The organism is Streptomyces sp. NPDC085481 (assembly GCF_044541845.1).
In the GTDB taxonomy this organism is placed as follows: domain Bacteria; phylum Actinomycetota; class Actinomycetes; order Streptomycetales; family Streptomycetaceae; genus Streptomyces.
In genome coordinates this window covers 16112-38381 of the sequence record NZ_JBITTJ010000020.1, presented here as the reverse complement: position 1 = coordinate 38381, position 22270 = coordinate 16112, and the positions used below count along the sequence as shown (strand labels likewise).

Genomic DNA, 22270 nt, shown 5'->3' with positions numbered 1-22270 from the left:
ACGGCGGAGCGCCCTTCGCCACGGACACCGAAGAGATCGTCGCAGGATGGGCGAAACGCCTGCCGTAGGCGACATCCGCCAGCTCGCCCACGCCGTCGACACCGGTCAGGCCATCACCGTCGAGTACGTCGCCACCTCGGGCAACCGGACCGTACGCACCCTCGTGCCCCATCACGGAGCTGGAGTTCTTCTACGGCGCCCGATCGGCCGCCGACCGGGCACACGGCATCGAGGACGTCCGCCTGATCTTCGGCTGGGTCCCGGTCGACGACCGCGCCTACGACCGGGCCTGGCAGGTCCAGGAGGCCCTCACCAAACAAGGCAGGCACCGCAGCGCCAGTGCAGTGGATCTCGTCGTCGCCGCGACCGCCGAGTTGCAGGGACTCACTCTTCTGCATTGTGACCACGACTTCGAGTGCATCGCCGCAGTGACCGGCCAACCCCTCCAGTGGTACGGCCCCGAGGGGCGGAAGTAGCCGAGCGGTGGTTGCAGTTCTGGTTGCCTTCACCCCGTCCGGAGCCGTTCGCGAGGTAGCGCTCCAGTCACTCCGCCCCAGGTCAGGACGAGCACGACCCCGGCCGGACCCCCGTACGAACATGTGGAAAGCGTGTTGGGGGCGGCCCCTCACGAGTACGAATCTCGCATCCTCCGCCAGTGCCCCAAGCGGCGCGATTCGAAGGGCGTCACCGTTCGCGGTGGGGTCCTTCGACGTTGTCAGTCTCACTTTTAGGCTCGATCGGCCCTCCCGCAGCGCATACTGGGTGCAATGACAAAGCCTGCTTCACCGAAGCGCCATCTGCCTACCAGCCCCTTCAAGGCCCCGGCCGCGCCGGCTCCCAAGCACTTCGCCGTGGGCGACCAGGTCACACACGACATGTACGGCCTCGGCCGAGTGATCGGCATCGAGAACGGAATCGCGGCACTCGTCGATTTCGGCTCCGCTCAAATGCGGATCTTGAGCCCGTACGCCAAGATGACCAAGCTGTAGGTCCGCTGTGCCCGGTCATGGCACACCAGGTCCCTTCGGGGACCTGTAACGAAAGGTAGCCCGCTCATCGATTCGACCTCGCTGTTCTCCGCTCCGGAAGGGCACCCCCGCTCTTCCACCGCAGCCTCGCCTGCTCCGACGACAAACCCCTTCCAGGCCCCGGACTTCGGGGAGGACGAGACCTTCCTGCCGGAGGGGACGGACTCCAGCGAACAGTGACATGGCCGCCAGCCCCCAGAGGGCCGGACCGCACCAGCGGACCGGCCCTCTGTCTTTCCCGGCGCGCTTCCCTGTCTCCCCCCCGGCTCACACCGGGGCCCGCTCTCGGCGGTCACACCAGGGCCCCGCGGTCACACCGGGGCCCGCGGTCACACCGGGCAGGGGCGGTATTCGAGGCTGAGCTCACGGTCGACGGCGTAGCTGGTGCGCATGGCGGCGTCGGTGACCTTCTCCCAGGAGCCGTACTTGGCGTAGAGCTGGTCGGCGGTGGGGCCGAGGGGGTTGCCGTACTTGGCCTGGTTGCGCTCCTCCAGGATGCGGACCTCCTCGGGGGTCATGCCGGCCCGGGTGATCTCCTTCGCCTGGTTGCGCATGTCGACCATCTCGCGGGCGATCTCCTCCTCGGAGGCGCCGGCCTCGCGCATGTCGGCCTCGGTGCGGTGCATGGACTCCAGGAGCTCGTGATAGCGGATCCGGGTCCGCTGTGCCTCGACCTTCTCGTCCATCGGCAGGACGCGGATCCGGCAGACGACGGGGTCGGTGCTGGGACACGGATCGTCGGCCGGGGCCGGCGGGGCGAGTGGGGCCGTGATGATCGAACCGCAGGCTTCCGCCGCGGTGGCCGAGACGGAGACGACGGTGGTCAGCAAGGCGATGGCCGCCACGAAGGGCAAGAGCGCGCGACGCGGCAGCGAGGAGGAAAGGCGCATGGGCGCATCCTCGGCAGCCGGGAAGGACCCGTTCACGCAGCCACACCGGTGATCACCCGGAGGGGTTCCACGGCTCACCCGTGCAAGTGATCAACGGCGGGCGGATCGTTGTCTCCAGCGGGCGGGGCCTGCCCGGGGCGGCGAGGGCGCCTCGTCGGACCGGTGACCGCGCCGGTGACGGATCAGTCGAAGTCGTCGCTGGCCAGGCGCAGGGCCAGCTCCTGGAGGATCGGTTCGGTGCCCGGCTCCGCGCCCGAGGCGTCGTGGGCGTCGGCCACGGCGTCGAAGGCGAGGATGAAGCCGTTCACGAGGGCGCTCAAGGGGTCGGAGAGCTGCGCGAGGACCGAGAGACCCGCCTCCTCGGCGCTCGCGTCGGCCGGTACCTCGAACTGCCGCGGGATCACCTCGCCGAGCAGATCGGAGACGAGGCTCTCGTCGACCCCGCCACGCAGCGCCGTGAGGGCGGCGATGGCCTTGAGCTTGATCTCGTTCTCGTTCACGTACGGAGCGTAGGAGCACGCGCGGGCCGCGCGGCGGAATTCGCGCGACACGCCACCACCACTCTGCGACCCTGCGCGCTGAGCATCATCGAACGCCGAACATCGACCGCTGAACGCGGAACGCTGAACGCGGAACGCGGACCGTCGAACGCGGAAGCCGTGGCTGGGGGATGGCGAGCGCGGCGAACTGGATGACGTTCGTACTCGAGGGGCCGGTACTGGCAGGCGGTTTCGTACGCCTGGAGCCGCTCGACCGCCGCCACGCGGCGGACCTGGCGGCGGCCGCGTGAGGGCATCCTGCGGAACTGGGCCCCCTCCTCCGGAGGACAACGGCCTGCTGCCCGCCTCCGCGATCTTCTCCCTCAGAGATGTGGAGTGGCCCGAGTGCCGGGAGATGCTGTTTGAGACGGCTGAAGCGGTGTAGGGGCTGTAGCCGGGCGGGATTGTCAGTGGTCCCCGGGAGGATGGGCCCGTAGGGCCCAGGGGCGGCGCGGTGGGGCCGGTGTCACTCCTGGAGATACCGAGAACGATGCCGAGAACGACGAGGGGACTGACCGACATGGCCGAGGTACTGCTCTTCCACCACGCGTGCGGCCTGACGCCCGGCGTCCACGCCTTCGCCGACGAGCTGCGGCGCGCAGGGCATGTGGTGCACGTGCCCGACCTGTACGAGGGGCGGACCTTCGACTCGCTGGAGGCGGGGGCGGGCTACACCCAGGAGGTCGGCTTCGGCACGATCCTCGAGCGCGGCGAGCGAGCGGCGGAGTCGCTGCCGCGCGGCCTCGTCTACGCGGGCTTCTCGCTCGGTGTCCTGCCCGCGCAGAAGCTCGCGCAGACGCGGCCGGGTGCGGCCGGGGCGCTGCTCTTCGAAGCGTGCGTGCCGGTGGAGGAGTTCGGCGCCGCCTGGCCCGAGGGAGTGCCGGTCCAGATCCACGGCATGGACGCCGACCCGTTCTTCACGGGCGAGGGCGACGTGGAGGCCGCGCGGGCACTGGTCTCTGGCGCGGGCGCTGGGAACGGGGAGCTGTTCCTTTATCCGGGGGATGCGCACCTGTTCGCGGACGCGGGGCTGACTTCGTACGACGAGAGAGCGACGAAGCTGCTGCTGGAACGGGTGCGGGGCTTCCTGAACCGCTCCTAGCGGCGCCGCTTTCGCCGACGATCTGCTCGTCCGTTCACCAGATGGTGGGAAGGAAACGATCCATCATTTCGCTACGGTGAGCAATCGCCCCAATACTCGTAGCCACGAGCTTGATCGGGTTCTCTGAGCGGAGGCGACATGCGCAAGTGGGTGTCGGTGGCGGTGGCTGCCGGGTTGTTCGTGGGTGGGGTCGGGGGTGCGGTGGCTGCTTCTTGGCATCGCCTGAACATGGAGACCAATGGAGCCAAGTTCGTAGGTGACTACGCATGGGAGCCCAAGGAGACGAACCACGGTGCCTTTCACTTCAGGGGCATGCTGAGGGACGACGAGGCTGGGGACGGCCACAACGTCTACATCCAGGCGAAGGTGCAGGGCTACGGCTGGAGCCGCTTCAACGGCACCCAGCGCAAGGACGTCTACGTGGACAAGCTCGTCTATGACGGGGCTGCCAGGTACTCGACCGACGCCGAGATTCGCGTATGTCGCGACCGGGGTTCCCTGCGTCCTGACAACTGCTCTCCGACTCGCGTCTTCACACGATGAGCGCCGTTCTCCGCGCCGAGGGCGTGGATCTCTTCTACGGGGCCCACCAAGCAGTCAGCGGCGCCGATTTCACGCTTCGGCGCGGAGAAGTGGCCGCTGTCATGGGAAGCAGCGGGTCCGGTAAGTCCTCGCTGTTGTACTGCCTGGCGGGGGTGCTGGCGCCGACGGGCGGGCGGGTCGTCTTCGACGGTGTCGATCTCGCGACCCTCGGCGATGACGAGTTGAGCACGCTGCGGCGTGAGCGGTTCGGGTTCGTCTTCCAGTACGGGGAGTTGTTGCCCGAGCTCACCGTCGAGGAGAACGCCGCCCTGCCGCTCCGACTGGCCGGGCAGCGGAAGGGCCCCGCACACGCGGCGGCTGGGAAGGTACTGGGGCGACTCGGGATGACCGAACTGCTCCAGCGCAGGACCTCGCAGCTGTCCGGCGGCCAGAGCCAGCGAGTAGCCGTGGCACGGGCCCTGGTACACCAGCCGGCCGTGGTGTTCGCGGACGAGCCGACCGGCGCGCTCGACAGCGCCAACGCCGCGGCCGTGCTGGAGGAGTTCCTGCGGCTCGCCCGTGATCAGGGCACGGCCGTCGTCATCGTGACGCACGACGAGAAGGTGGCCGCGCAGGCCGACGTCCGTTACGCGATGTCCGACGGAGTCCTGACGTGAACGGTTTTCTGTTCGGACTACGGCTCCTGTGGCGCAGTGGCCCCAGGGGCCGAGCCCGGTTCATGCTGATGACGGGTGGATGCGCGTTGGGTGTGGCCTGTCTGGCCGCCGTGCTTACCATCCCGACGATCATCGGTGCCCACGATGCACGTTCCTCCGCCCGGAACCCCCGGCCGGTCATAAAGGAGATGGAACCTCGGCCCGTCTCCAACGTCTCCTTTGTGGCGCGAGAGGACACGTACGGATCAGAGCCCCTGTACCGGGTGTTCGTCGCCCGCACGGCGCCGGGCCCAACTCAGCTACCGCCGGGACTGGAGCGACTTCCTATGGTGGGCGAGACGATCGTCTCGCCCCGGCTCCGCGAGATCCTGGCCAAGGAACCGGGAATGGCCGGGCTCGTACCGGGCAAGGTGACCGGCGTCATCGGACCAGCGGGGCTGGCGGGCCAGGATGACCTCTACGCATACGTCGGCCGTACGGAGAAGCAGCTGCCGTCGGATGCCGCGGAGCTGGCTTCCTTCGGCTCCTCCTTCGACCCGCATCCCCTCGTGGACGAATCCACGGTCGACATCCTGCGGTTCACCCTTGCCTGCGTCGTCCTGCTCCCCCTCGCCGTGTTCCTCTCCGTCTGCGCCCGGCTATCCGCCGAGTCCCGGGCCCGCCGGCTCGCGGCCCTTCGGCTGGTCGGGCTCAGCGTGAAGGACACACTGAGGGTCAACGCCGGGGAGACGGTGGCTGCCGCGTTCCTCGGCGCCGCTATCGGGGTCTTCGGGTATGTCGGATTCAACGAGGTCGTGTCTCGGATCGGCCTGCCCGGCCTGCACTGGTACCCGGCTGACGGGCGCCCCGAGGCCACCACCCTCGCCGCCTGCCTGGTGCTGTGCCCGATGCTCGCATGGCTCGTGGGACGGCGTTCGGCCCGTGAGGCCGCGCTCACGCCGCTCAATGTCCGTCGCACAGCGCAGCGCAAGCCACCGAGGAAGTACGGAACGCTGCTGTTGGTCCCGGGGATGGGCGTCATCGTTGGGTACTGCGTGCTCAGCGTCCTGGGGCGCGACCCGTCCGGGGGCAAAGCCAGCACCGTACTGATCCCCGCCGCGGTACTGCTGACCGGTGCGGGGCTCGTCCTCGGCCTGGCCCCGGTCACGGCATGGCTGGCTCGCAGGCTGGCCGGCCACGTACGATCGCTGCCGCTCGCGCTCGCGATGCGCCGTGCCGAGGTCGAGCCCGGCAGTGCGCTGCGGGTCGTCACCGGGCTCGTGCTGCTCGTATACGCCACGTCACTCACACAGGGAGTGCTGGTCGAGCTGGACCAGGTGAGCCGCCGCACCTCGCCCGTCCAGGAGTACCGCGTACCGGTCTCCGGGCTCGATCAGCGCCAGCGGGCCGATTTAGCCCAGGTGGAGGGGGCACGGGCCAGTGTGCTCTCCGTTCACTCGTGGACTCCCGACACCGGGGAATTCGCTCCGCGCATCGATGCGGTGGTCGCCACCTGTGCCCAAGTCGCGGCGTTCACAGAATGGGTTGATGGGTGTGTCGATGGGAAGGTTCTCCGGTTACATGAACTGGGCGCGCCGGCGGAGTACGACGCCCGGCCCGGGCAAGGCTTCCCGTTCGTACTCAAGGACGGACGTCATGTCACCATCACGGTTCCGCAGGACCAGCTCACCATGCGGGCGTATGAGCCATCGGTCATCGACACCGGTGCCCTTCTCATCCCCCCTTCCGTCCTTCCGGAAGCAGCCTTGCCTCCCTCGAACAGCAACGTCCATCTCGTCACGGACTCCGACCCCGCCACCATCCGCACCACCCTCGACGCCATCGGTGCCATCGCCCCCACCGCCCAGGTGGAACCCGTAGGCATCGTCGTCAGCTCCCTGCACCAACTAACCGTCATCCGCTCCCTCCTGGCCTCCGGCATGGTTCTAGGGCTGGTTGTCGGGGTTGCGGCGTTCGTCGTGTCGGTGGCGGATCGGGCGATGGAGCGGCGGGGGCAGGTGGCGGCGCTGGTGTTGCTGGGGGCGCGGGGTGGGACGTTGCGGGTGGCGCAGTGCGCGCAGGTGGTGTTGCCGCTCGGGGTGGGGCTCGGGGCGGCTGTGGTGACCGGGTGGTTGGCCGAGTCCAGCTATCTGATCACCGGGGGTGGGGCCGTGCACTGGGACTGGGACGGGTTGCCGTTGCTCGTCGGGTGCGCGGTCGGGGTGCTCGTGCTCGGTGGCGTGGCTTCGCTGCCGCTCGTGCGGCGGCATGTCGATCCCGAGCACATCAGGAGGGATTGAAAGACCGGTGCCCCACCGATGAGTTCTCGGTGGGGCACCGGTCTACCCTTCGCAAGCCGTCAGCACGTACCGCGCAGAGAAGAGGCCGCCCGATGTCCGCCACCCCCGCCGCCAAGGGCCCCGCCAGCTACTTCCCCTCCATCGAGAAGAAGTACGGGCGTTCCATCGCCGAGTGGCAGGAGCTCATCGTCGCCTCCCCGCTCACCAAGCACATGGAGCTCGTCTCCTGGCTCAAGGCCGAGCACGGGATGGGTCACGGTCACGCCAACGCCCTCGTCGCCCACACCCTCGCCACCCTCGACCGCTAGGGCCTGTCCGGCGGCCGTCCGGCGGGTCACCCTGCCCGCCAGGGCGAGGGTCACCGCCGCCGAGGCGAGGCCCAGGGCCAGGGCGGCCCACCAGAGGGTGGCGGCGCCGGCGCCGGTGTAGACGGTGACGCCCAGGGTGAGGGCGCCGAAGCGGGCGACGCCCCAGGTCCAGCTGAAGGCGCCCTGGTAGCGGCCGCGGGCGTGCGGCGGGGCCAGGTTGGCGATGACGGCGGCCGCGATGCCGGCGACCACCACCTCGCCCAGGGACCAGACGACGACCGAGACCGTGAAGCCGACGATGCCGTCCGCCACACCGGTCAGCGCCACTCCGAGGGCGATCAGGACGCTGCCCGCGGCCTGCACCGGGAGCTGGGGCAGGCGGGCGAGGCGGGCGGTCGTGAAGGGCTGGAGCACGACGACCAGGACCGCGTTGACCGCCGCCATCGCGCCGTACACCGCGGGGGACAGGCCGCTGTCGCGGATCGCGAGCGGCAGGGCCACCTCGGTGAGGGAGTAGACGAAGAGCTGGACTCCGAAGAGGGGGAGCAGGAGTACGGCGAGGCGATCGCGCAGCACTACGCCGTAGCCCAGGCCGTCCCGGTCGGGGCGGGTGCCGCTAGTCGCGCCCCCGCCGTCCCTCTCCGGGCGGGTACCACTCGTCGCGCCCCCGCCGTCCCTCTCCGGGCGGGTGCCACTCGTCGCGCCCCCGCCGTCCTTCTCGGCCCGCCGGCCGCCGGTCGCGCCCCCGGCGTCCCCATCCGCGCTCGCGCCCCGGCGCGGCTCCTTCACCCGTGTGGCCACCACGGCCGCGTAGATCAGCATCGATCCCGCGTCGACCGCGAACAGCAGCCAGTAGCCCTGCGCGGCGAGCACGCCGCCGAGGACGCCGGCGATGGCGGTGCCGATGTTGACGCCCCAGCCGAAGAGGGCGTACGCCCGCTGCCGGCGTTCGGCGTCGACCGCGTCGGCCATCAGCGCGTACGCCGCCGGGGAGACGGTCATTCCGGTCGCGCTGATCAGCAGCGCGGCCGCCGCCATCGTCCACACGCCGGGGGCGAGGAACAGCGCGCCCTGCGCGACGGCGGCGCCGATGAGGCCGATGAGCATGGTGGGGCGTCGGCCGATGCGGTCGGCGAGGATGCCGCCGACAGCTGGGCCGAGGAGGTTGCCGGCCCCGAGCGCGCCGAGGACGTACGACGTGTCGGTGCCGGTGACTCCCCGCGAGGCGAGGAAGAACACCAGGAAGGGTGTGACGAGATAGCCGAGACGGTTGATGATCGTTCCGGCGAAGATCGTCCAGACGACGGGCGGCAGGCCTGTGAAGGAGGAGGGCATGCGGCGAGAATGCGGCCGGGCCCTGGGCGCGCTCCAATGATTAAGCTCTGACCGAATCCACGCTCGTACGCTCTGCCACCCGCACCCGTACCCGTACCCGCAGCCGCACTCGGACGATCAGGGGCCTCGCATGGAGTCCGGACTCAGCTTCTCCGCCGCCGACCTCGCCCAGACCCGCTTCGCCGTCTCCCCCATGTGGGAGGTCGTCACCAGCTTCCGGCTGCTCAGAGAGGCCGCCGAGCCTCCCCTGCACCGGCGTTGGGCCGCGCAGGTGCGGCCCAGGATCGTCCGCGCCGGGCTCGACCGCGGTCGGCTCGCCGAGCTCATCCCCGCCCGCGGCTACCTCGCCGACTTCCTCAACCCCACCCCCTACGGGCCCTTCCCCAGCCTTGAGCGGGAGCTCGACGCCATCCGGCGTACGCCGCAGGAACAGGTCGGCCGTGACCTCGACCTGCTCTCCACGAGCCGCCGCGACCTCGATCTCGATCGCCTGGCCGACGAGATCGAGACCTACTGGGAACTCGCCCTCGCCCCCTACTGGGCCCGTATCCGCAGCCTCCTGGAAGCCGACGTCTTCCACCGTGCCCGCCAGGTCGCCGAGCACGGCTCCGCCCGCGTCCTCGGCGAACTCCACGAGACCGTACGGTGGGACGACGGCACCCTGCACCTCGTACGGCGCGCCTGCGCGCTCACCCGCGACCAGGCCGGCTCCGGACTGCTGCTCATCCCGTCCGCCTTCGCCTGGCCGCGGGTCCTGACCCGTTCCGTCGCCCCCGATCCACCCCAACTCGCCTATCCCGCCCGCGGGATCGGCAACCTGTGGGAGCCGCGCACCACGAGCACCGCGACCGACGCCGTCGCCGCCGTCCTCGGGCGCTCGCGCACCCTGCTCCTCGCCGAGCTCGACACCCCAGCCTCCACGACCCACCTCGCCGCGTCCGCCGGTCTGTCGGCCGCCGCCGTCTCCCAGCACCTCATGGCCCTCAAACACGCCGGCCTGGTCACCGCGCACCGCAGCGGGCGGTCCGTCCTCTACGCCCGCACGGCCGTCGCCGACGCGCTGCTCTGCCCTCAGATGGAGACCCTGTGACGTCCTCGCCCACGCCTACGCCGACGCCCACGCCCACGCCCACGCCCACGCCCACGCCCACGTTGACGTCACCGGCACCTCCGGTACCTACACCAACACCGGCTCCGGCCGAGCGTGTTCTCCTACGGGACGGCGTGCGGCTCTCCCTACGGGACTGGGCGCCCGCCACTGGCTCCGCCCGCCGTCCCCTCGTCCTGCTCCACGGGCTCGCCGGGCACGCCGGAGAATGGGACGGCCTCGCCCGGCTCCTGCACGCCGACGGCCACCGGGTCGTCGCCGTCGACCAGCGCGGCCACGGCGCGAGCGAGCGGCACCCCGCCGACACCTCGCGCGCCGCGTACGTCGCCGACGTCGTCGCCGTACTCGACCGGCTCGGCCTCGAACAGCCCCTGCTCGTCGGGCAGTCGTACGGTGGCCACGCCGCCCTGCTCACGGCCGCCGCGCACGGCTCGCGCCTCGCCGGGGCCGTCCTCGTCGAGGCCGGGCCAGGCGGCGCCCCGCCCCGGACCCTGGACGAGATCGGCGGCTGGCTGCGGGCCTGGCCGGTGCCGTTCCCCACGCGGGAGGCGGCCGTCGCGTATCTCGGCGGCGGGCCCGTAGGGGAGGGATGGGCGGACGGCCTGGAGGAGCGGGACGGCGGCTTGTGGCCCCGATTCGACCCCGAGGTGTTGATCGCCTCGCTCGCCGAGAACGCCGGGCGTGCCTGGTGGGAGGAGTGGCAGGCGATCGACGTGCCCCTGCTGTCCGTCGTCGGTCAGGACGGGATCATCGAGGCCGCCGAGTACGACGAGATGGCGCGGCTCCGGCCCGGGCTCCAAGGGGTGTGCGTGCCCGGCACCGGGCATGACCTGCACCTTGAGCGGCCTGATGTCCTTCACCGGCTGGTCTCCGGGTTCCTCGCCGAACTCGCCCAGGACGGAACCGGGGTTGCCGAAAGGCCTTGCGTTCGAGTGGACTCCAACTCCTAGGGTGCAGCCCATGCGCTATCGGGTACTCGGCGGGACCGGGATCGAAGTCAGTACGTATTGCCTCGGCACGATGATGTTCGGAGCGGTCGGCAACCCCGACCACGAGGACTCCGTACGGATCATCCATGCCGCCCTCGACCAGGGGGTCAACTTCGTCGACACGGCCGACATGTACTCCGCCGGCGAGTCCGAGGAGATCGTCGGCAAGGCACTGCGCGACACGCGTCGCCGCGACGAGACCGTGCTCGCCACCAAGGTGTACTTCCCGGTCGGCGGCGAGGGCCCCAACCGGGGCGGCACCTCACGGCGTTGGATCACCCAGGCCGTCGAGAACAGCCTCAGGCGGCTCGGCACCGACTGGATCGACCTCTACCAGGTCCACCGGCCCGACCACCGCACCGACATCGAGGAGACCCTCGACGTCCTCGGCGACCTCGTCTCCCAGGGAAAGATCCGCGCCTTCGGCTGCTCGACCTTCCCCGCCGAGCGGATCGTCGAGGCACACGCCGTCGCCGAGCGGCGCGGCCTGCGCCGCTTCCGCAGCGAGCAGCCCCCGTACTCGCTGCTCGCGCGCGGCATCGAGGCCTCCGTGCTGCCGGTCGCGCAGCGGTACGGGATGGGGGTGCTGACCTGGGCCCCGCTGGCCTCCGGTTTCCTCAGCGGCAAGTACCGCAAGGGGCAGCCCGTCGACCTCACCAGCGGGCGGGCCGCCATCACCCCGCACCGCTTCGACCCCGCCCTCCCCGGCAACCAGGCCAAGCTGGACGCCGTCGAGGAACTCGTAGCCCTGGCCGACGAGATCGGCTGCTCCCTGCCGGAGCTGGCGATCGCGTTCGTCACCGCGCACCCGGCCGTCACCTCCGTGATCCTCGGGCCGCGGACGATGGAGCAGCTGGAGGGGCTGCTCAAGGGGGCCTCCGTGGTCCTCACGGACGAGGTCCTGGACCGCATCGACACCATCGTGCCGCCCGGCACCGACCTCTACCAGGCCGACGGCGCCTGGCGCCCGGCCGCCCTCACGGACGCGTCGCTGCGGCGCCGGCCACTGGGCGAGCGGGCGGCGGCCTGAGGCCGTAGCCCCGAGTCCGCCCTCCCGCGTTGCGGCCGTGCTCCGACACCGTGCACACCCCGCCGAGCAGCGCCCGGGCCATCGCGTTCCGTGCCGGGACGTCCCCGAGGTCGTTGAGGATCTGGGCGGGGGTGGTCGGTAGCCGGCCGAGCAGGTGCAGCGGGCCGGGCGTACGGCGCCGCGGGCCGGGCGTACGGCGCCGCGGGCCGGGCGTACGGCGCCGCGGGCCCGCGGGCAGGCCCGCGCCCTGCGGGCGGATGCGGTCGCGGGAGCGGCGCAGGAAGTCGGCCGCGAGCAGGCCGAGGCGCCGATCCCGGACACGCCGCCCACGCCCGGCACCCTGCGTCACGTCGCGTCCGACCTGGAGGTGGACATCCGGTGGCACAGCCGGGAGCTCGCGGCGGCGATCGGCGTCAGCTCGTACGCGCATGTCGACGCGGGGCGCCGCCGCCGTGATGTTCTTCGAGTGGGAGGACGAGTTCGTGAAGACGGTGACGGACTTCCTGGCCCCCTGACGCCATGCTGGGACTCATGGGTGAGCGGCGTGGGCAAAAAGGCGTGGGCGAGCCACCTGGGTGAGACGCATCGGCGAGACGCATGGGTGAGACGCATCGGTGAGACGCATGGGTGAGGCACATGGACAAACAGCGGGCGATCGGTCCGGAAGAGCGCAGGGCGCGGCTCGCGGTGCGCCACCGGCTGGCCGGGGGTGCGCGGGCGGCGACGGCCGAGGAGGTCGCCGGTTCGCTGGTGGCGCTGCACGCGACGGACGCGGCGACCGTGTTCCTGGCGGCGGGGGCGCGCCTCGCCGCGGATGTGGAACCCGTGGCGGAGGTGGAGCGGGCGCTGTACGAGGAGCGGACGCTGACCCGGATGCACGGCATGCGGCACACCGTCTTCGTCGTCCCCACCCGCCTCGCCGCCGCCGTCCACTCCTCCACCGCCGACGCGGCCGCCGTCCGCGAACGCACCGGACTGGTCAAGCACTTGGCGGCGGGCAGCGACTTCGACGAGGCGTGGCTCGCCGAGACCGAGCGTCAGGTCCTCGCCGAGCTGGCGGCCCGCGGAGAGGCGACGGGGACCGAACTCGGCGCCGCCGTACCGCGGTTGCGGGAGCAGTACGTGTACGGCGTCGGCACGAACCAGGAAGGCCCGCAGGCGGTCTCCAGCCGGGTGCTGCGGGTCCTCGGCATGGCGGGCCTGATCGCCCGGGGCCGGCCGCAGGGCGGCTGGACGTCGAGCCGGTTCCGGTGGGCGCTGGTACCCCCGCACGAAGACCTCCCGGCCGCCGAGGCGCAGGCGGAGCTCGTACGGCACTGGCTCGCCGCGTACGGCCCCGCGACGGAGGCCGACCTGAAGTGGTGGACGGGCTGGAAGGTCACCGACGTGCGCCGCGCGCTGGCCGTGCTCGGCGCGGAGCGGGTCGCGCTGGACGAGGGCGTCGGTCATGTCCTGCCGGACGACCTCGACCCCGTACGGACCGAGGCGGTGCAGCCGTGGGCGGCGCTGCTCCCGGCGCTCGACCCGACGGCGATGGGCTGGCAGTCCCGCGACTGGTACCTGGACCCGGAGCACCGCCCGGCCCTCTTCGACCGCAGCGGCAACATCGGCCCGACCGTGTGGTGGAACGGCCGGATCGTCGGCGGCTGGGCACAGCGGCCGGACGGCGAGATCGTGTGGCGGCTGCTCACGGACGCGGGCCTGGGGAAGGAAGGGGTACGCGCGGTCGAGGCGGAGGCCGAGCGGTTGGCCGGGTGGGTGGGGGAGGTCCGGGTGACGCCGCGCTTCCGTACGCCTCTGGAGCGGGAGCTGGCGGCGGGTACGGAGGAGGCGTACGCGTGACCCGGCTCCTTCCCCTGGACGAACCTCTGGACGAACTCGTACAGGTGAGCTCCGGCGAGGTGTCGAGGAGCGGGGCGCGGCTCCGACGTCTCCTGTGTAAGAACCACCGCACGAGCCCACGGAGGAGAAGGTCATGAAGTACCTGGTGATGGTGCAGGGCGCGCAGGCCGACTACGAGGCCATGAACGGCAGGCCCACGCCGCGGAGCCCGGCCTGGAGCGAGCAGGACCTCAGGGCGATGTTCGCGTACATGAACGCGATCAACGACGACCTGGCCGAGACCGGGGAGTTCGTCGACGGGCAGGGGCTCGTCGAGCCCGCGAAGACCCGGTTCGTGACCGCGGACGCCGACGGACGGCCGGTCGTCACGGACGGGCCGTACGGGGAGACGAAGGAGGTGCTCGCCGGCTACTGGGTGCTCGACTGCGCCAGCCTGGAGCGGGTCACCGAGATCGCGGCGCGGGTCGCACAGTGCCCGGCGCCGGCCGGTTCGCCGGTCTACCCCGTGGTGATCCGGGCGATCGACGAGGCCGGAGGGGCGGACCTCGGTGGAGGCGAGACCGGTTGACCGTCCCGCACTCCGACACCGTCGAGGACCTGCTGCGCCTGCACGCGCCGCAGGTCCTCGGCGCGCTCGTACGCCGGTACGGGCATTTCGACGCCGCCGAGGACGCCGTACAGGAGGCGCTGCTCGCCGCGGCCCGGCAGTGGCCCGGTGACGGGGTGCCCGCCAATCCGCGGGGCTGGCTGATCCGGGTGGCGTCCCGGCGCCTGGCGGACGCGCTGCGGGCGGAGCAGGCGCGGGCCCGGCGGGAGCGGACGGCGCTGCGGCTCGAACCGCGCGAGACACGGGCCGCGCCCGCCGAGGACGACACGCTGACGCTGCTGTTCCTGTGCTGCGACCCGGTGCTGGCGCCGGCCGCCCGGATCGCGCTGACGCTGCGCGCGGTGGGCGGCCTGACGACGGCGGAGATCGCCCGCGCGTTCCTCGTGCCGGAGGCGACGGTCGCCCAGCGGATCAGCCGGGCGAAAGCAAAGCTGCGCGACCGGCCCTTCCATCCGCCGGCCCCGCGGGACCGCGACGCGCGCCTCGCCTCCGTCCTCCAGGTCCTCTACCTGATCTTCAACGAGGGCTACACGGCCACCTCGGGCCCCGCCCTGCACCGCGGCGACCTGGCGGGCGAGGCGATCCGGCTGACCCGGGCGGCCCGGCGGCTGCTGCCACGGGAGGGCGCGGTGACGGGGCTGCTCGCCCTGATGCTGCTCACCGAGGCCCGCAGCGCGGCCCGCACCGGGCCGGACGGCGAGCTGATCCCCCTCGACGAACAGGACCGCACGCTCTGGGACCGGGCCGCCGTCGCCGAGGGCACCGCCCTGGTGGAGGAGGCCCTGACGGAGGGCCCGCCCGGCCCGTACCAGCTCCAGGCCGCGATCGCCGCCCTCCACGACGAGGCCACGGGCCCCGACACCACCGACTGGCCCCAGATCCTCGCCCTCTACGACGTCCTGGTGACGAAGACCCCCGACCCGATGGCCCGGCTCGGCCGCACGGTCGCCCTCGCGATGGTCGAGGGCCCGGAGGCGGGCCTGGCCGCCCTCACCGCCCTGGAACCCGGCTTCCCCCACTCCCACCGCCTCACCGCCGTCCGCGCCCACCTCCTCGAACGCACCGGCGCCCACACCGAAGCCGCCACCGCCTACCGCACCGCAGCCCGCGCCACCCAAAGCCTCCCGGAACGCCGCTACTTGCAGACGAGGGCGGCACGGCTGTCCGGCTGACCTGCCGGTGGGTGGCCTCCCTGAGGGTGGGGGCGGCCTGGTTGGGGTGGTTCGGGCGGGTGTCATTCTTGGTCTTCGACGGGGCCCCGTGACGGGGAGGGAATGACCCCTGGGGGTATCTGTGGAGGAGTGGTCGTGGAACTGGAGCTCGCGGGCGCCGAACTGAAGGCCGTGCTCAACCGGCTGCGCCGGGCGCAGGGCCAGATCGCCGGCGTGATCCGGATGATCGAGGAGGGGCGCGACTGCGAGGAGGTCGTCACCCAGCTCGCGGCCGCGTCCCGCGCGCTCGACCGGGCCGGTTTCGCGATCATCGCCACCGGGCTCCAGCAGTGCCTGACCGACGTCGAGGGCGGCCCCAGGACCGACGAGGACCGCGACCGTATGCGGGCCCGGCTGGAGAAGCTCTTCCTGTCGCTGGCGTAGGCGGCCTTCGCAGGAGCGGGGCCGGCCCCTTGACCGGCTCCGGATCCCCGGTCAAGCGCGGCCGCCTAAGCGGACAGCTATCCGATTTGCTGCCCGGGCGAGTATGCTCACTTCATGAGCACGCAGAGACCGCAGGCCGGTGACGGGTCCGCACCGCTGCTCAACCTGCTCGCGACCGTCGGCGGGCCCGCGCCCGAGCGGGCCGACGCCGCTCGCAACCGGCGCAAGATCCTCGACGCCGCCGCCCGGATCGTCGCCGAGCAGGGGCCCGAGGCCGTCACCATGAACCAGGTCGCCCACGCCAGCGGCATCGGCGTCGGCACCGTCTACCGGCGTTTCGGCGACGTCGCCCAGCTGCTCTGGGCCCTGCTCGACGACCGCGAGCGGCAGTTCCAGGAGGCGTATCTGAGCGGGCCGCCCCCGCTCGGGCCCGGCGCGCCCGCCGCCGAGCGGCTCGACGCCTTCCTCGAAGCGCTCGTCGACCGGGTCGTCGAACAGCGCGAGATCCTGCTCGCCGCCCAGTCCGCCGCGCCCAGCGCCCGCTACACCAGCGGCGCCTACCTCGCCCTGCACGCCCACCTGACCCTGCTCATCGGCCAGGCCCGCCCGGACACGAACGGCGGCCTGCTCGCGCACCTGCTCCTCGCCCCCTTCTCGCCCAGCCTGGTCCACCACCTGTCGGCCGAGCAGCACGCGACCGGCGCCGAACTCAAGGCGGGCATCAGGCAGTTGCTGAGTCTGCGAAATCCTCCGGCTTAGAGAACGCGCGCCTGTCCGTCCATCCCTCGGAACCACCCTGGACCGCCCACACGTCCCGCCCGCATGATCGCTGCCATGACCACGTATCTGATCCTGCACGGTTTCGAGAACCACCGTCCGCCCGGCCACTGGCAGCACTGGCTCGCCGGCGAGCTGCGCGAGCGCGGGCACGAGGTGCGGTATCCGCAGCTGCCGGAGCCGGACGCGCCCGTCCTCGGGGACTGGCTGGACGCCCTGGAGGAGCACGGGAAGCGGCCGGCCGAGGGCGGTCTCGTGGTGCTCGCGCACAGTCTGAGCGTGCTGCTGTGGCTGCGGGCCGCCGCGGCCGGGCGGGCGCCCGAGGCGGACCGGGTGCTGTTCGTCGCGCCGCCGTCGCCGCCCGTGACCAGGTCCGTCCCGGAGATCGCGGCCTTCGCCGAGGGGCTCGACCTCGGCGCCGTACGCCTGGAGGCGCCCGTGCGGCTCGTGTACGCGGACGGCGACGCGTACTGCCCCGAGGGCGCAGACGTGCACTACGGGACCCCGCTCGGGCTCGACATGGACGCGGTGCCGGGCGGCGGCCATCTGACTCCCGCCGACGGGTACGGGGAGTGGGCCTCCGTCCTGGAATGGTGTGAGAATCCGGCGGCGCGGGTGCGGGCCGCCCGGTAGCGTCGGGCGGATGCCTCCCGACCCGGCCCCCGACCGTTCACCCGACCCGGCACCCGCCCCCTTCCCCGACATCGCCCCGTACGACGAAGGCCTGCTCGACGTCGGTGACGGCAACCTCATGCACTGGTCCGTCGCCGGCAACCCGGACGGGAAACCCGCGCTCGTCGTGCACGGCGGGCCGGGGTCCGGGTCCTCGCCCGGCTCGCGGCGGCTCTTCGACCCGGCGGTATACCGGATCGTCCTCTTCGACCAGCGCGGCTGCGGCCGCTCCACCCCGCACGCGAGCGACCCGGCCGCCGACATGTCCGTGAACACCACCGACCGCCTGGTCGCCGACATGGAGCGACTGCGCTGCCACCTGGGGATCGACCGCTGGCTGCTGTACGGCGGGTCCTGGGGCTCCACGCTGATCCTGGCCTACGCGCAGGCGCACCCCGAGCGCGTCAGCGAGATCGTGATCGCCGCCGTGACCACCACCCGCCGCTCCGAGATCGCCTGGCTGTACGAGGGCGCCGGCCGTTTCTTCCCCGAGGCGCACGAGCGCTTCCGTGCGGGGGTCGACGGGGCCGCGGACCTCATCGGCGCGTACGCCGCCCGCATGAACCACCCCGACCGTGCCGTACGGGAGAAGGCGGCGGCCGGCTGGTGCGCCTGGGAGGACGCCGTCCTGTCGATGGAGGGCCGGGGCACCCCGTACACCGACCGGGTCGACGACACCCGGCTCGGCTTCGTCCGGATCTGCTCGCACTACTTCGCCCACGGCGCCTTCCTCGAGGAGGGCGCCCTGATCAGGGAGGCGCACCGGCTGGCCGGCATCCCGGGCGTCCTGGTCCACGGCCGGCTCGACATGGCCGGCCCCCTGACCACCGCGTGGGAGCTGGCCCGCGCATGGCCGGACGCCGAGCTGCACGTGGTGGAGAGCGCCGGGCACCTGGGCGGCGACGAGACCCGCCGGCACGTCCTGACGGCCCTCGAACGCTTCGCGAAGGGGTGAACCGCCGGGCGCCGGCGGCCCCGCGGCGGGATGATCGAGACATGAGCCCCGCGATCCACCTCGCCCAGCAGCCCGAGGCCGACGAGCTCCTCGGCCGCTCCCCGCTCGCCGCGCTCGTCGGCATGCTCCTGGACCAGCAGGTGCCGATGGAGTGGGCGTTCTCCGGCCCGTACACGATCGCGACCCGCATGGGCCACGAGGACCTCGACGCGCACGAGATCGCCGCCCAGGACCCGGAGGCCTTCGCGGCGCTGCTCTCCGAGAAGCCGGCCGTGCACCGCTACCCGGGCTCGATGGCCAAGCGGATCCAGCAGCTGTGCCGGTTCCTCGTGGACGAGTACGGGGGCGACGCCGAGGCCGTCTGGCGGGACGCGGCGACGGGCAGGGAGCTCCTGGCCCGCCTCGAGGCGCTGCCCGGCTTCGGCAAGCAGAAGGCGCAGATCTTCCTGGCGCTGCTCGGCAAGCAGTACGCGGTGCGGCCCCAGGGCTGGCAGGAGGCGGCGGGCGCGTACGGCGAGCAGAACTGTTACCGCTCGGCCGCCGACATCACGGGGCCGGAGTCCCTGGCGAAGGTGCGGGCGCACAAGCAGGAGATGAAGGCGGCGGCCAAGGCGGCGAAGGCCGCGACCGCCGGCAAACCCGCAAAGGCCGACAAGGCCGACAAGTAGCCCGGGACGGACCGGACCGGGTGCCGGAAGGGTCCGCACCGGGCCGCGCGGGAACCGGCAGGGCCACACAGGGCCGGAATTGCTAACTCCAGATGTCAATCCTGCTCTACCTGACAGGAATTGTGCCGGATGTGTTCACAAAAAGACCTGGAGATCGCTAACTTCCCCTCAACCTCATAAGAACCGGGAAGGACTTCTGTGAACGCATCCCAGCGCAGAGCCGCCGCCGTTCTGGCCGCAGCCGCACTCGCCACCCCGCTGGTGCTGGCCGCGCCCGCCACCGCCACCCCCGCCCCCGGGGCCGCACCGGCCCGCGACGCCGCGAAGCTGGCGAAGAAGCTGGTCCGTGAGACGTCCGCCCAGGACGCCTACAAGCACCTGCAGAAGTTCCAGGCGATAGCCGACTCGGCCGGCGGCCACCGCGCGGCCGGCTCGCTCGGACACGACGCCTCGGCCGCGTACGTGTACACGCAGCTCAAGAAGGCCGGCTACGCCGTCACGTACCAGAAGTTCGACTTCATCTACACCGAGACGCTCGCCGAGAAGGCCGCCGTCCTCTCCCCCGCACCGCGCGACCTCCCGATCCGCGCGATGACCTACACCAAGTCGACCCCGGTGGGCGGCATCAAGGCCGACCTCGCCGCCGTCCCCGTCGACGCCGACGGCACCACCGGCTGCGAGCCCGGCGACTACGCCTCCGGCACCTTCACCGGCAAGATCGCGCTCATCAAGCGCGGCGGCTGCGCCTTCGCCGTCAAGCAGGAGGTCGCGGCCGCGGCCGGCGCCGTCGGCGCGATCGTCTACAACAACGCCGAGGGCGTCCTCTCCGGCACCCTCGGCGACGCGGCCGCCGGCAAGATCCCGACCGGTGGCATCACGCAGGCCGAGGGCGAGAAGCTGGCCGGCGAGCTCGCGAAGGGCCCGGTGAACCTCTCTTTCGAGATCCGCCAGTTCCAGGAGAAGCGCTCCACCAACAACGTCATCGCGGAGACCAAGGGCGGCAACGCCGCCAACACCGTGGTCCTCGGCTCCCACCTCGACTCCGTCACCGCCGGACCGGGCATCAACGACAACGGCTCCGGCTCCGCCGGTCTCCTCCAGACCGCCCTGGAGCTCGCCAAGTCGAAGGACAAGGTCCGCAACAAGATCCGCTTCGCCTGGTGGTCCGCCGAGGAGAACGGTCTGCTCGGCTCCGAGCACTACGTCGCCAACCTGAGCTCCCTCGACAAGAAGGAGATCAAGCTCTACCTCAACTTCGACATGATCGCCTCGCCGAACTACGGACTCTTCGTCTACGACGGCGACGACTCCGACGGCGTCGGCGCGGGCGCCGGCCCCGAGGGCTCCGCCCAGCTGGAGCGCGACATCAACGACTACCTCGACAAGCGCGGGGTCGCGCGCGAGGGCACCGACTTCACCGGCCGCTCCGACTACGGCCCGTTCATCGAGGCCGGCATCCCCTCCGGCGGCACCTTCACCGGCGCCGAGGGCATCAAGACCGCCGCCCAGGCCCAGAAGTTCGGCGGCCAGGCGGGAGTCGCGTACGACGTGAACTACCACGCCAAGGGCGACGACATCCACAACATCAACATGACGGCCTTCGACGTCAACATCGACGTCATCGCCAACGCCGTGGGCACCTACGCCCACGACATCAGCTCCCTGAAGAAGCCGGTCGTCTCCGTCCCGACCACCGGCGACGCGGGCAGCGGCGGCGGCCTGCACGGCGACCACGACGAGGTCACGCAGTAACTACCTCCGCCTGCGCGCGGTCCCGAAGAGCGAACGGGAGATCTCCCGGCCCACCTGGGTGCCGACCGACCGCGCCAGGGACTTGAACAGGCCGCTCCCCACGACCTGTTCGACGAGCGAGGGCTCCTCCTTCGGCGGCTTCGGCTGCGCCTGCCGAGGAGCCCTCGCTTCTTCCTGCTCCGCCGCGGCCCGCTCCGCCGTCGCCTCCGCCGCCTGCTGCTCGGCCGTCAGCTTCTCGTACGCCGACTCCCGGTCCACCGCCTGCGCGTACCGTCCGTACAGCGGCGAGCCCTTCACCGCCGCCTCCAGATCGGCCGCCGGGACCGGGCCCATCAGCGACTGCGGCGCCCGCAGCCGGGTCGCCGCCACCGGGGTCGGGGCGCCCTTCTCGCTCAGTACGGTGATCACGGCCTCGCCCGTGCCGAGCCCGGTCAGCACCTCCTCCAGGTCGTACGCCGACTTCGGGAAGGTCCGTACGGTCGCCTTCAGCGCCTTCGCGTCATCCGGCGTGAAGGCGCGCAGCGCGTGCTGGACCCGGTTGCCGAGCTGGGCGAGCACGTCGGAGGGCACGTCCTTCGGGGTCTGCGTCACGAAGAAGACCCCCACGCCCTTGGAGCGGATCAGCCGCACCGTCTGCGTGATCGACTCCAGGAACGCCTTCGAGGCCCCGCTGAACAGCAGATGGGCCTCGTCGAAGAAGAAGACCAGCTTGGGCTTCTCGACGTCGCCGACCTCCGGCAGATCGCCGTAGAGATCGGCCAGCAGCCACATCAGGAAGGTCGAGAACAGCTGCGGCTTGTCCTGCACGGCCGCCAGCTCCAGTACGGAGACGATGCCGCGGCCGTCCGCGGCCGTCCGCAGGAACTCGCCCGTGTCGAACTCCGGCTCCCCGAAGAACCCTCCGGCGCCCTGCTGCTCGAAGGCGGTGATCGCGCGCAGGATCACCCCCGCCGTCACCGTCGAGAGCCCGCCGATCCCCTTCAGCTCCGCCTTGCCCTGGTCCGAGACGAGGAAGGCGACCACCGCCCGCAGGTCCTTCAGGTCGTACAGCTCCAGGCCCTTGGCGTCGGCGTAGTGGAAGATCAGGCCGAGCGACTGCTCCTGGGTCTGGTTGAGCTGGAGGACCTTCGACAGGAGGACCGGGCCGAAGCTGGTGACGGTGGCGCGGATCGGGATGCCGGCGCCGGTGCCGCCGAGGCCGTAGAACTCGCAGGGGAAGCCGCTGGGCGTCCACTCCTGCCCGACCTGGGCGGCCCGTTCGCGGACCTTCGCGCCGTCCGCGCCGGGCGCGGAGACGCCGGAGACGTCGCCCTTGATGTCGGCGAGGAAGACGGGCACGCCGTTGGCGGAGAGCTGCTCGGCGATCAGCTGGAGCGTCTTGGTCTTGCCGGTGCCGGTCGCGCCGGCGACCAGGCCGTGGCGGTTGAGCATGGGCAGCGGGATGCGGATCGGCGCGTCCGGGTGACACTCGCCGTCCCAGAGCAGGGCCCCCAGATCGAGTGCGGCTCCGTCGAAGGCGTAGCCCGCGGCGATCTCCGCCGTGGGGGTGGTCGACGGCTGCTCGCTCACGCTCATGACGGTCCCCTGTCCGTATT

General features: G+C 71.8%; 22 protein-coding genes and 2 pseudogenes. 19 read left to right on the top strand and 5 right to left on the bottom strand.

The genetic code is table 11. The annotated features are described in order from the left end of the window. Nucleotides 1-161 precede the first annotated feature (161 nt). Both ACIGEZ_RS31535 and ACIGEZ_RS31530 read left to right on the top strand, forming a co-directional pair. Nucleotides 162-476, top strand: a pseudogene (locus ACIGEZ_RS31535) (PIN domain nuclease); the annotation flags it as partial. 291 nt (nucleotides 477-767) lie between these two features. Then, entirely contained in the window at nucleotides 768-989 is a 222-nt protein-coding gene (locus ACIGEZ_RS31530) for a hypothetical protein (RefSeq protein WP_399837984.1), read from the top strand. Between the two features lie 368 nt (nucleotides 990-1357). Here the strand turns inward: ACIGEZ_RS31530 and ACIGEZ_RS31525 are convergent, their stop codons facing one another. After that, nucleotides 1358-1918, bottom strand: coding sequence for a hypothetical protein (locus ACIGEZ_RS31525; RefSeq protein WP_399837982.1), 561 nt, complete (start codon nucleotides 1916-1918; stop codon nucleotides 1358-1360). Between the two features lie 182 nt (nucleotides 1919-2100). After that, the gene (locus ACIGEZ_RS31520; RefSeq protein ID WP_399837979.1) at nucleotides 2101-2418 is read right to left on the bottom strand and encodes a hypothetical protein; all 318 of its coding nucleotides are present in this window, start codon (nucleotides 2416-2418) and stop codon (nucleotides 2101-2103) included. Between the two features lie 559 nt (nucleotides 2419-2977). On the opposite strand from ACIGEZ_RS31520, the gene ACIGEZ_RS31515 reads away from it, so the two are divergent. From ACIGEZ_RS31515 to ACIGEZ_RS31495, 5 genes are all read left to right on the top strand, one after another. After that, nucleotides 2978-3559, top strand: coding sequence for a dienelactone hydrolase family protein (locus ACIGEZ_RS31515; RefSeq protein ID WP_399837976.1), 582 nt, complete (start codon nucleotides 2978-2980; stop codon nucleotides 3557-3559). 138 nt (nucleotides 3560-3697) lie between these two features. Next, the gene (locus tag ACIGEZ_RS31510; protein WP_399837974.1) at nucleotides 3698-4102 is read left to right on the top strand and encodes a hypothetical protein; all 405 of its coding nucleotides are present in this window, start codon (nucleotides 3698-3700) and stop codon (nucleotides 4100-4102) included. Next, complete coding sequence (locus ACIGEZ_RS31505) at nucleotides 4099-4758, top strand: ABC transporter ATP-binding protein (protein WP_399837973.1); 660 nt, start codon at nucleotides 4099-4101, stop codon at nucleotides 4756-4758. Before ACIGEZ_RS31510 ends, ACIGEZ_RS31505 begins: the two co-directional genes overlap by 4 nt. 326 nt (nucleotides 4759-5084) lie before the next feature. Then, complete coding sequence (locus ACIGEZ_RS31500; RefSeq protein ID WP_399837970.1) at nucleotides 5085-7037, top strand: FtsX-like permease family protein; 1953 nt, start codon at nucleotides 5085-5087, stop codon at nucleotides 7035-7037. 92 nt (nucleotides 7038-7129) lie between these two features. Continuing rightward, nucleotides 7130-7345 (top strand): DUF4287 domain-containing protein, encoded by a 216-nt coding sequence (locus ACIGEZ_RS31495; protein ID WP_399838117.1) that lies wholly within the window; start codon nucleotides 7130-7132, stop codon nucleotides 7343-7345. A gap of 108 nt (nucleotides 7346-7453) precedes the next feature. Here ACIGEZ_RS31495 and ACIGEZ_RS31490 read toward each other — a convergent pair. Next, nucleotides 7454-8680 (bottom strand): annotated as a pseudogene (locus ACIGEZ_RS31490) (MFS transporter); the annotation flags it as partial. 130 nt (nucleotides 8681-8810) lie between these two features. Between ACIGEZ_RS31490 and ACIGEZ_RS31485 the strand changes: the two are divergent. From ACIGEZ_RS31485 to ACIGEZ_RS31475, 3 genes are all read left to right on the top strand, one after another. Continuing rightward, nucleotides 8811-9770: a DUF5937 family protein gene (locus tag ACIGEZ_RS31485; RefSeq protein WP_399837967.1), complete on the top strand. Its 960-nt coding sequence runs from the start codon at nucleotides 8811-8813 to the stop codon at nucleotides 9768-9770. 134 nt (nucleotides 9771-9904) lie between these two features. Then, a complete protein-coding gene (locus tag ACIGEZ_RS31480) occupies nucleotides 9905-10738 on the top strand; it encodes an alpha/beta fold hydrolase (RefSeq protein ID WP_399837964.1) in 834 nt (277 codons plus the stop codon). 10 nt (nucleotides 10739-10748) lie between these two features. Beyond that, nucleotides 10749-11807 (top strand): aldo/keto reductase, encoded by a 1059-nt coding sequence (locus ACIGEZ_RS31475; RefSeq protein ID WP_399837961.1) that lies wholly within the window; start codon nucleotides 10749-10751, stop codon nucleotides 11805-11807. Here ACIGEZ_RS31475 and ACIGEZ_RS31470 read toward each other — a convergent pair. Continuing rightward, on the bottom strand, nucleotides 11755-12156 hold the full coding sequence (locus tag ACIGEZ_RS31470) for a hypothetical protein (RefSeq protein ID WP_399837959.1): 402 nt from the start codon (nucleotides 12154-12156) through the stop codon (nucleotides 11755-11757). The genes ACIGEZ_RS31475 and ACIGEZ_RS31470 overlap by 53 nt on opposite strands. 287 nt (nucleotides 12157-12443) lie before the next feature. On the opposite strand from ACIGEZ_RS31470, the gene ACIGEZ_RS31465 reads away from it, so the two are divergent. The 9 genes from ACIGEZ_RS31465 to ACIGEZ_RS31425 all read left to right on the top strand — a co-directional run bounded on the left by ACIGEZ_RS31465 (nucleotide 12444) and on the right by ACIGEZ_RS31425 (nucleotide 20675). Then, nucleotides 12444-13649, top strand: coding sequence for a winged helix DNA-binding domain-containing protein (locus ACIGEZ_RS31465; RefSeq protein ID WP_399837957.1), 1206 nt, complete (start codon nucleotides 12444-12446; stop codon nucleotides 13647-13649). 133 nt (nucleotides 13650-13782) lie between these two features. Then, nucleotides 13783-14217 (top strand): YciI family protein, encoded by a 435-nt coding sequence (locus ACIGEZ_RS31460; RefSeq protein WP_399837954.1) that lies wholly within the window; start codon nucleotides 13783-13785, stop codon nucleotides 14215-14217. Then, nucleotides 14214-15428: an RNA polymerase sigma factor gene (locus ACIGEZ_RS31455; protein WP_399837952.1), complete on the top strand. Its 1215-nt coding sequence runs from the start codon at nucleotides 14214-14216 to the stop codon at nucleotides 15426-15428. The genes ACIGEZ_RS31460 and ACIGEZ_RS31455 overlap by 4 nt, the downstream gene beginning before the upstream one ends. A 135-nt stretch (nucleotides 15429-15563) precedes the next feature. Next, nucleotides 15564-15851, top strand: coding sequence for a metal-sensitive transcriptional regulator (locus ACIGEZ_RS31450; RefSeq protein ID WP_399837950.1), 288 nt, complete (start codon nucleotides 15564-15566; stop codon nucleotides 15849-15851). 114 nt (nucleotides 15852-15965) lie between these two features. After that, nucleotides 15966-16610, top strand: a complete 645-nt coding sequence (locus ACIGEZ_RS31445) for a TetR/AcrR family transcriptional regulator (RefSeq protein WP_399837948.1) — start codon at nucleotides 15966-15968, stop codon at nucleotides 16608-16610. A gap of 75 nt (nucleotides 16611-16685) precedes the next feature. Then, on the top strand, nucleotides 16686-17261 hold the full coding sequence (locus tag ACIGEZ_RS31440) for an RBBP9/YdeN family alpha/beta hydrolase (RefSeq protein ID WP_399837945.1): 576 nt from the start codon (nucleotides 16686-16688) through the stop codon (nucleotides 17259-17261). 10 nt (nucleotides 17262-17271) lie between these two features. Then, on the top strand, nucleotides 17272-18255 hold the full coding sequence (pip, locus tag ACIGEZ_RS31435; protein WP_399837943.1) for a prolyl aminopeptidase: 984 nt from the start codon (nucleotides 17272-17274) through the stop codon (nucleotides 18253-18255). Nucleotides 18256-18296: 41 nt separating this feature from the next. Further along, nucleotides 18297-18923, top strand: coding sequence for an HhH-GPD-type base excision DNA repair protein (locus tag ACIGEZ_RS31430; protein WP_399837940.1), 627 nt, complete (start codon nucleotides 18297-18299; stop codon nucleotides 18921-18923). 198 nt (nucleotides 18924-19121) lie between these two features. Continuing rightward, nucleotides 19122-20675, top strand: a complete 1554-nt coding sequence (locus tag ACIGEZ_RS31425; protein WP_399837937.1) for a M28 family metallopeptidase — start codon at nucleotides 19122-19124, stop codon at nucleotides 20673-20675. Here ACIGEZ_RS31425 and ACIGEZ_RS31420 read toward each other — a convergent pair whose 3' ends face one another. Beyond that, nucleotides 20676-22250 (bottom strand): helicase HerA-like domain-containing protein, encoded by a 1575-nt coding sequence (locus ACIGEZ_RS31420; RefSeq protein WP_399837934.1) that lies wholly within the window; start codon nucleotides 22248-22250, stop codon nucleotides 20676-20678. Nucleotides 22251-22270: the final 20 nt, after the last annotated feature.

Coding starts and splice junctions, on each gene's coding strand:
- ACIGEZ_RS31465 (WP_399837957.1), top strand. CDS start 12,444: ATGGACAAACAGCGGGCGATCGGTCCGGAAGAGCGCAGGGCGCGGCTC.
- ACIGEZ_RS31500 (WP_399837970.1), top strand. CDS start 5,085: ATGGTGGGCGAGACGATCGTCTCGCCCCGGCTCCGCGAGATCCTGGCC.
- ACIGEZ_RS31485 (WP_399837967.1), top strand. CDS start 8,811: ATGGAGTCCGGACTCAGCTTCTCCGCCGCCGACCTCGCCCAGACCCGC.
- ACIGEZ_RS31530 (WP_399837984.1), top strand. CDS start 768: ATGACAAAGCCTGCTTCACCGAAGCGCCATCTGCCTACCAGCCCCTTC.
- ACIGEZ_RS31525 (WP_399837982.1), bottom strand. CDS start 1,918: ATGCGCCTTTCCTCCTCGCTGCCGCGTCGCGCGCTCTTGCCCTTCGTG.
- ACIGEZ_RS31510 (WP_399837974.1), top strand. CDS start 3,698: ATGCGCAAGTGGGTGTCGGTGGCGGTGGCTGCCGGGTTGTTCGTGGGT.
- ACIGEZ_RS31495 (WP_399838117.1), top strand. CDS start 7,130: ATGTCCGCCACCCCCGCCGCCAAGGGCCCCGCCAGCTACTTCCCCTCC.
- ACIGEZ_RS31440 (WP_399837945.1), top strand. CDS start 16,686: ATGACCACGTATCTGATCCTGCACGGTTTCGAGAACCACCGTCCGCCC.
- ACIGEZ_RS31460 (WP_399837954.1), top strand. CDS start 13,783: ATGAAGTACCTGGTGATGGTGCAGGGCGCGCAGGCCGACTACGAGGCC.
- ACIGEZ_RS31430 (WP_399837940.1), top strand. CDS start 18,297: ATGAGCCCCGCGATCCACCTCGCCCAGCAGCCCGAGGCCGACGAGCTC.
- ACIGEZ_RS31505 (WP_399837973.1), top strand. CDS start 4,099: ATGAGCGCCGTTCTCCGCGCCGAGGGCGTGGATCTCTTCTACGGGGCC.
- pip (WP_399837943.1), top strand. CDS start 17,272: ATGCCTCCCGACCCGGCCCCCGACCGTTCACCCGACCCGGCACCCGCC.
- ACIGEZ_RS31445 (WP_399837948.1), top strand. CDS start 15,966: ATGAGCACGCAGAGACCGCAGGCCGGTGACGGGTCCGCACCGCTGCTC.
- ACIGEZ_RS31475 (WP_399837961.1), top strand. CDS start 10,749: ATGCGCTATCGGGTACTCGGCGGGACCGGGATCGAAGTCAGTACGTAT.
- ACIGEZ_RS31420 (WP_399837934.1), bottom strand. CDS start 22,250: ATGAGCGTGAGCGAGCAGCCGTCGACCACCCCCACGGCGGAGATCGCC.
- ACIGEZ_RS31515 (WP_399837976.1), top strand. CDS start 2,978: ATGGCCGAGGTACTGCTCTTCCACCACGCGTGCGGCCTGACGCCCGGC.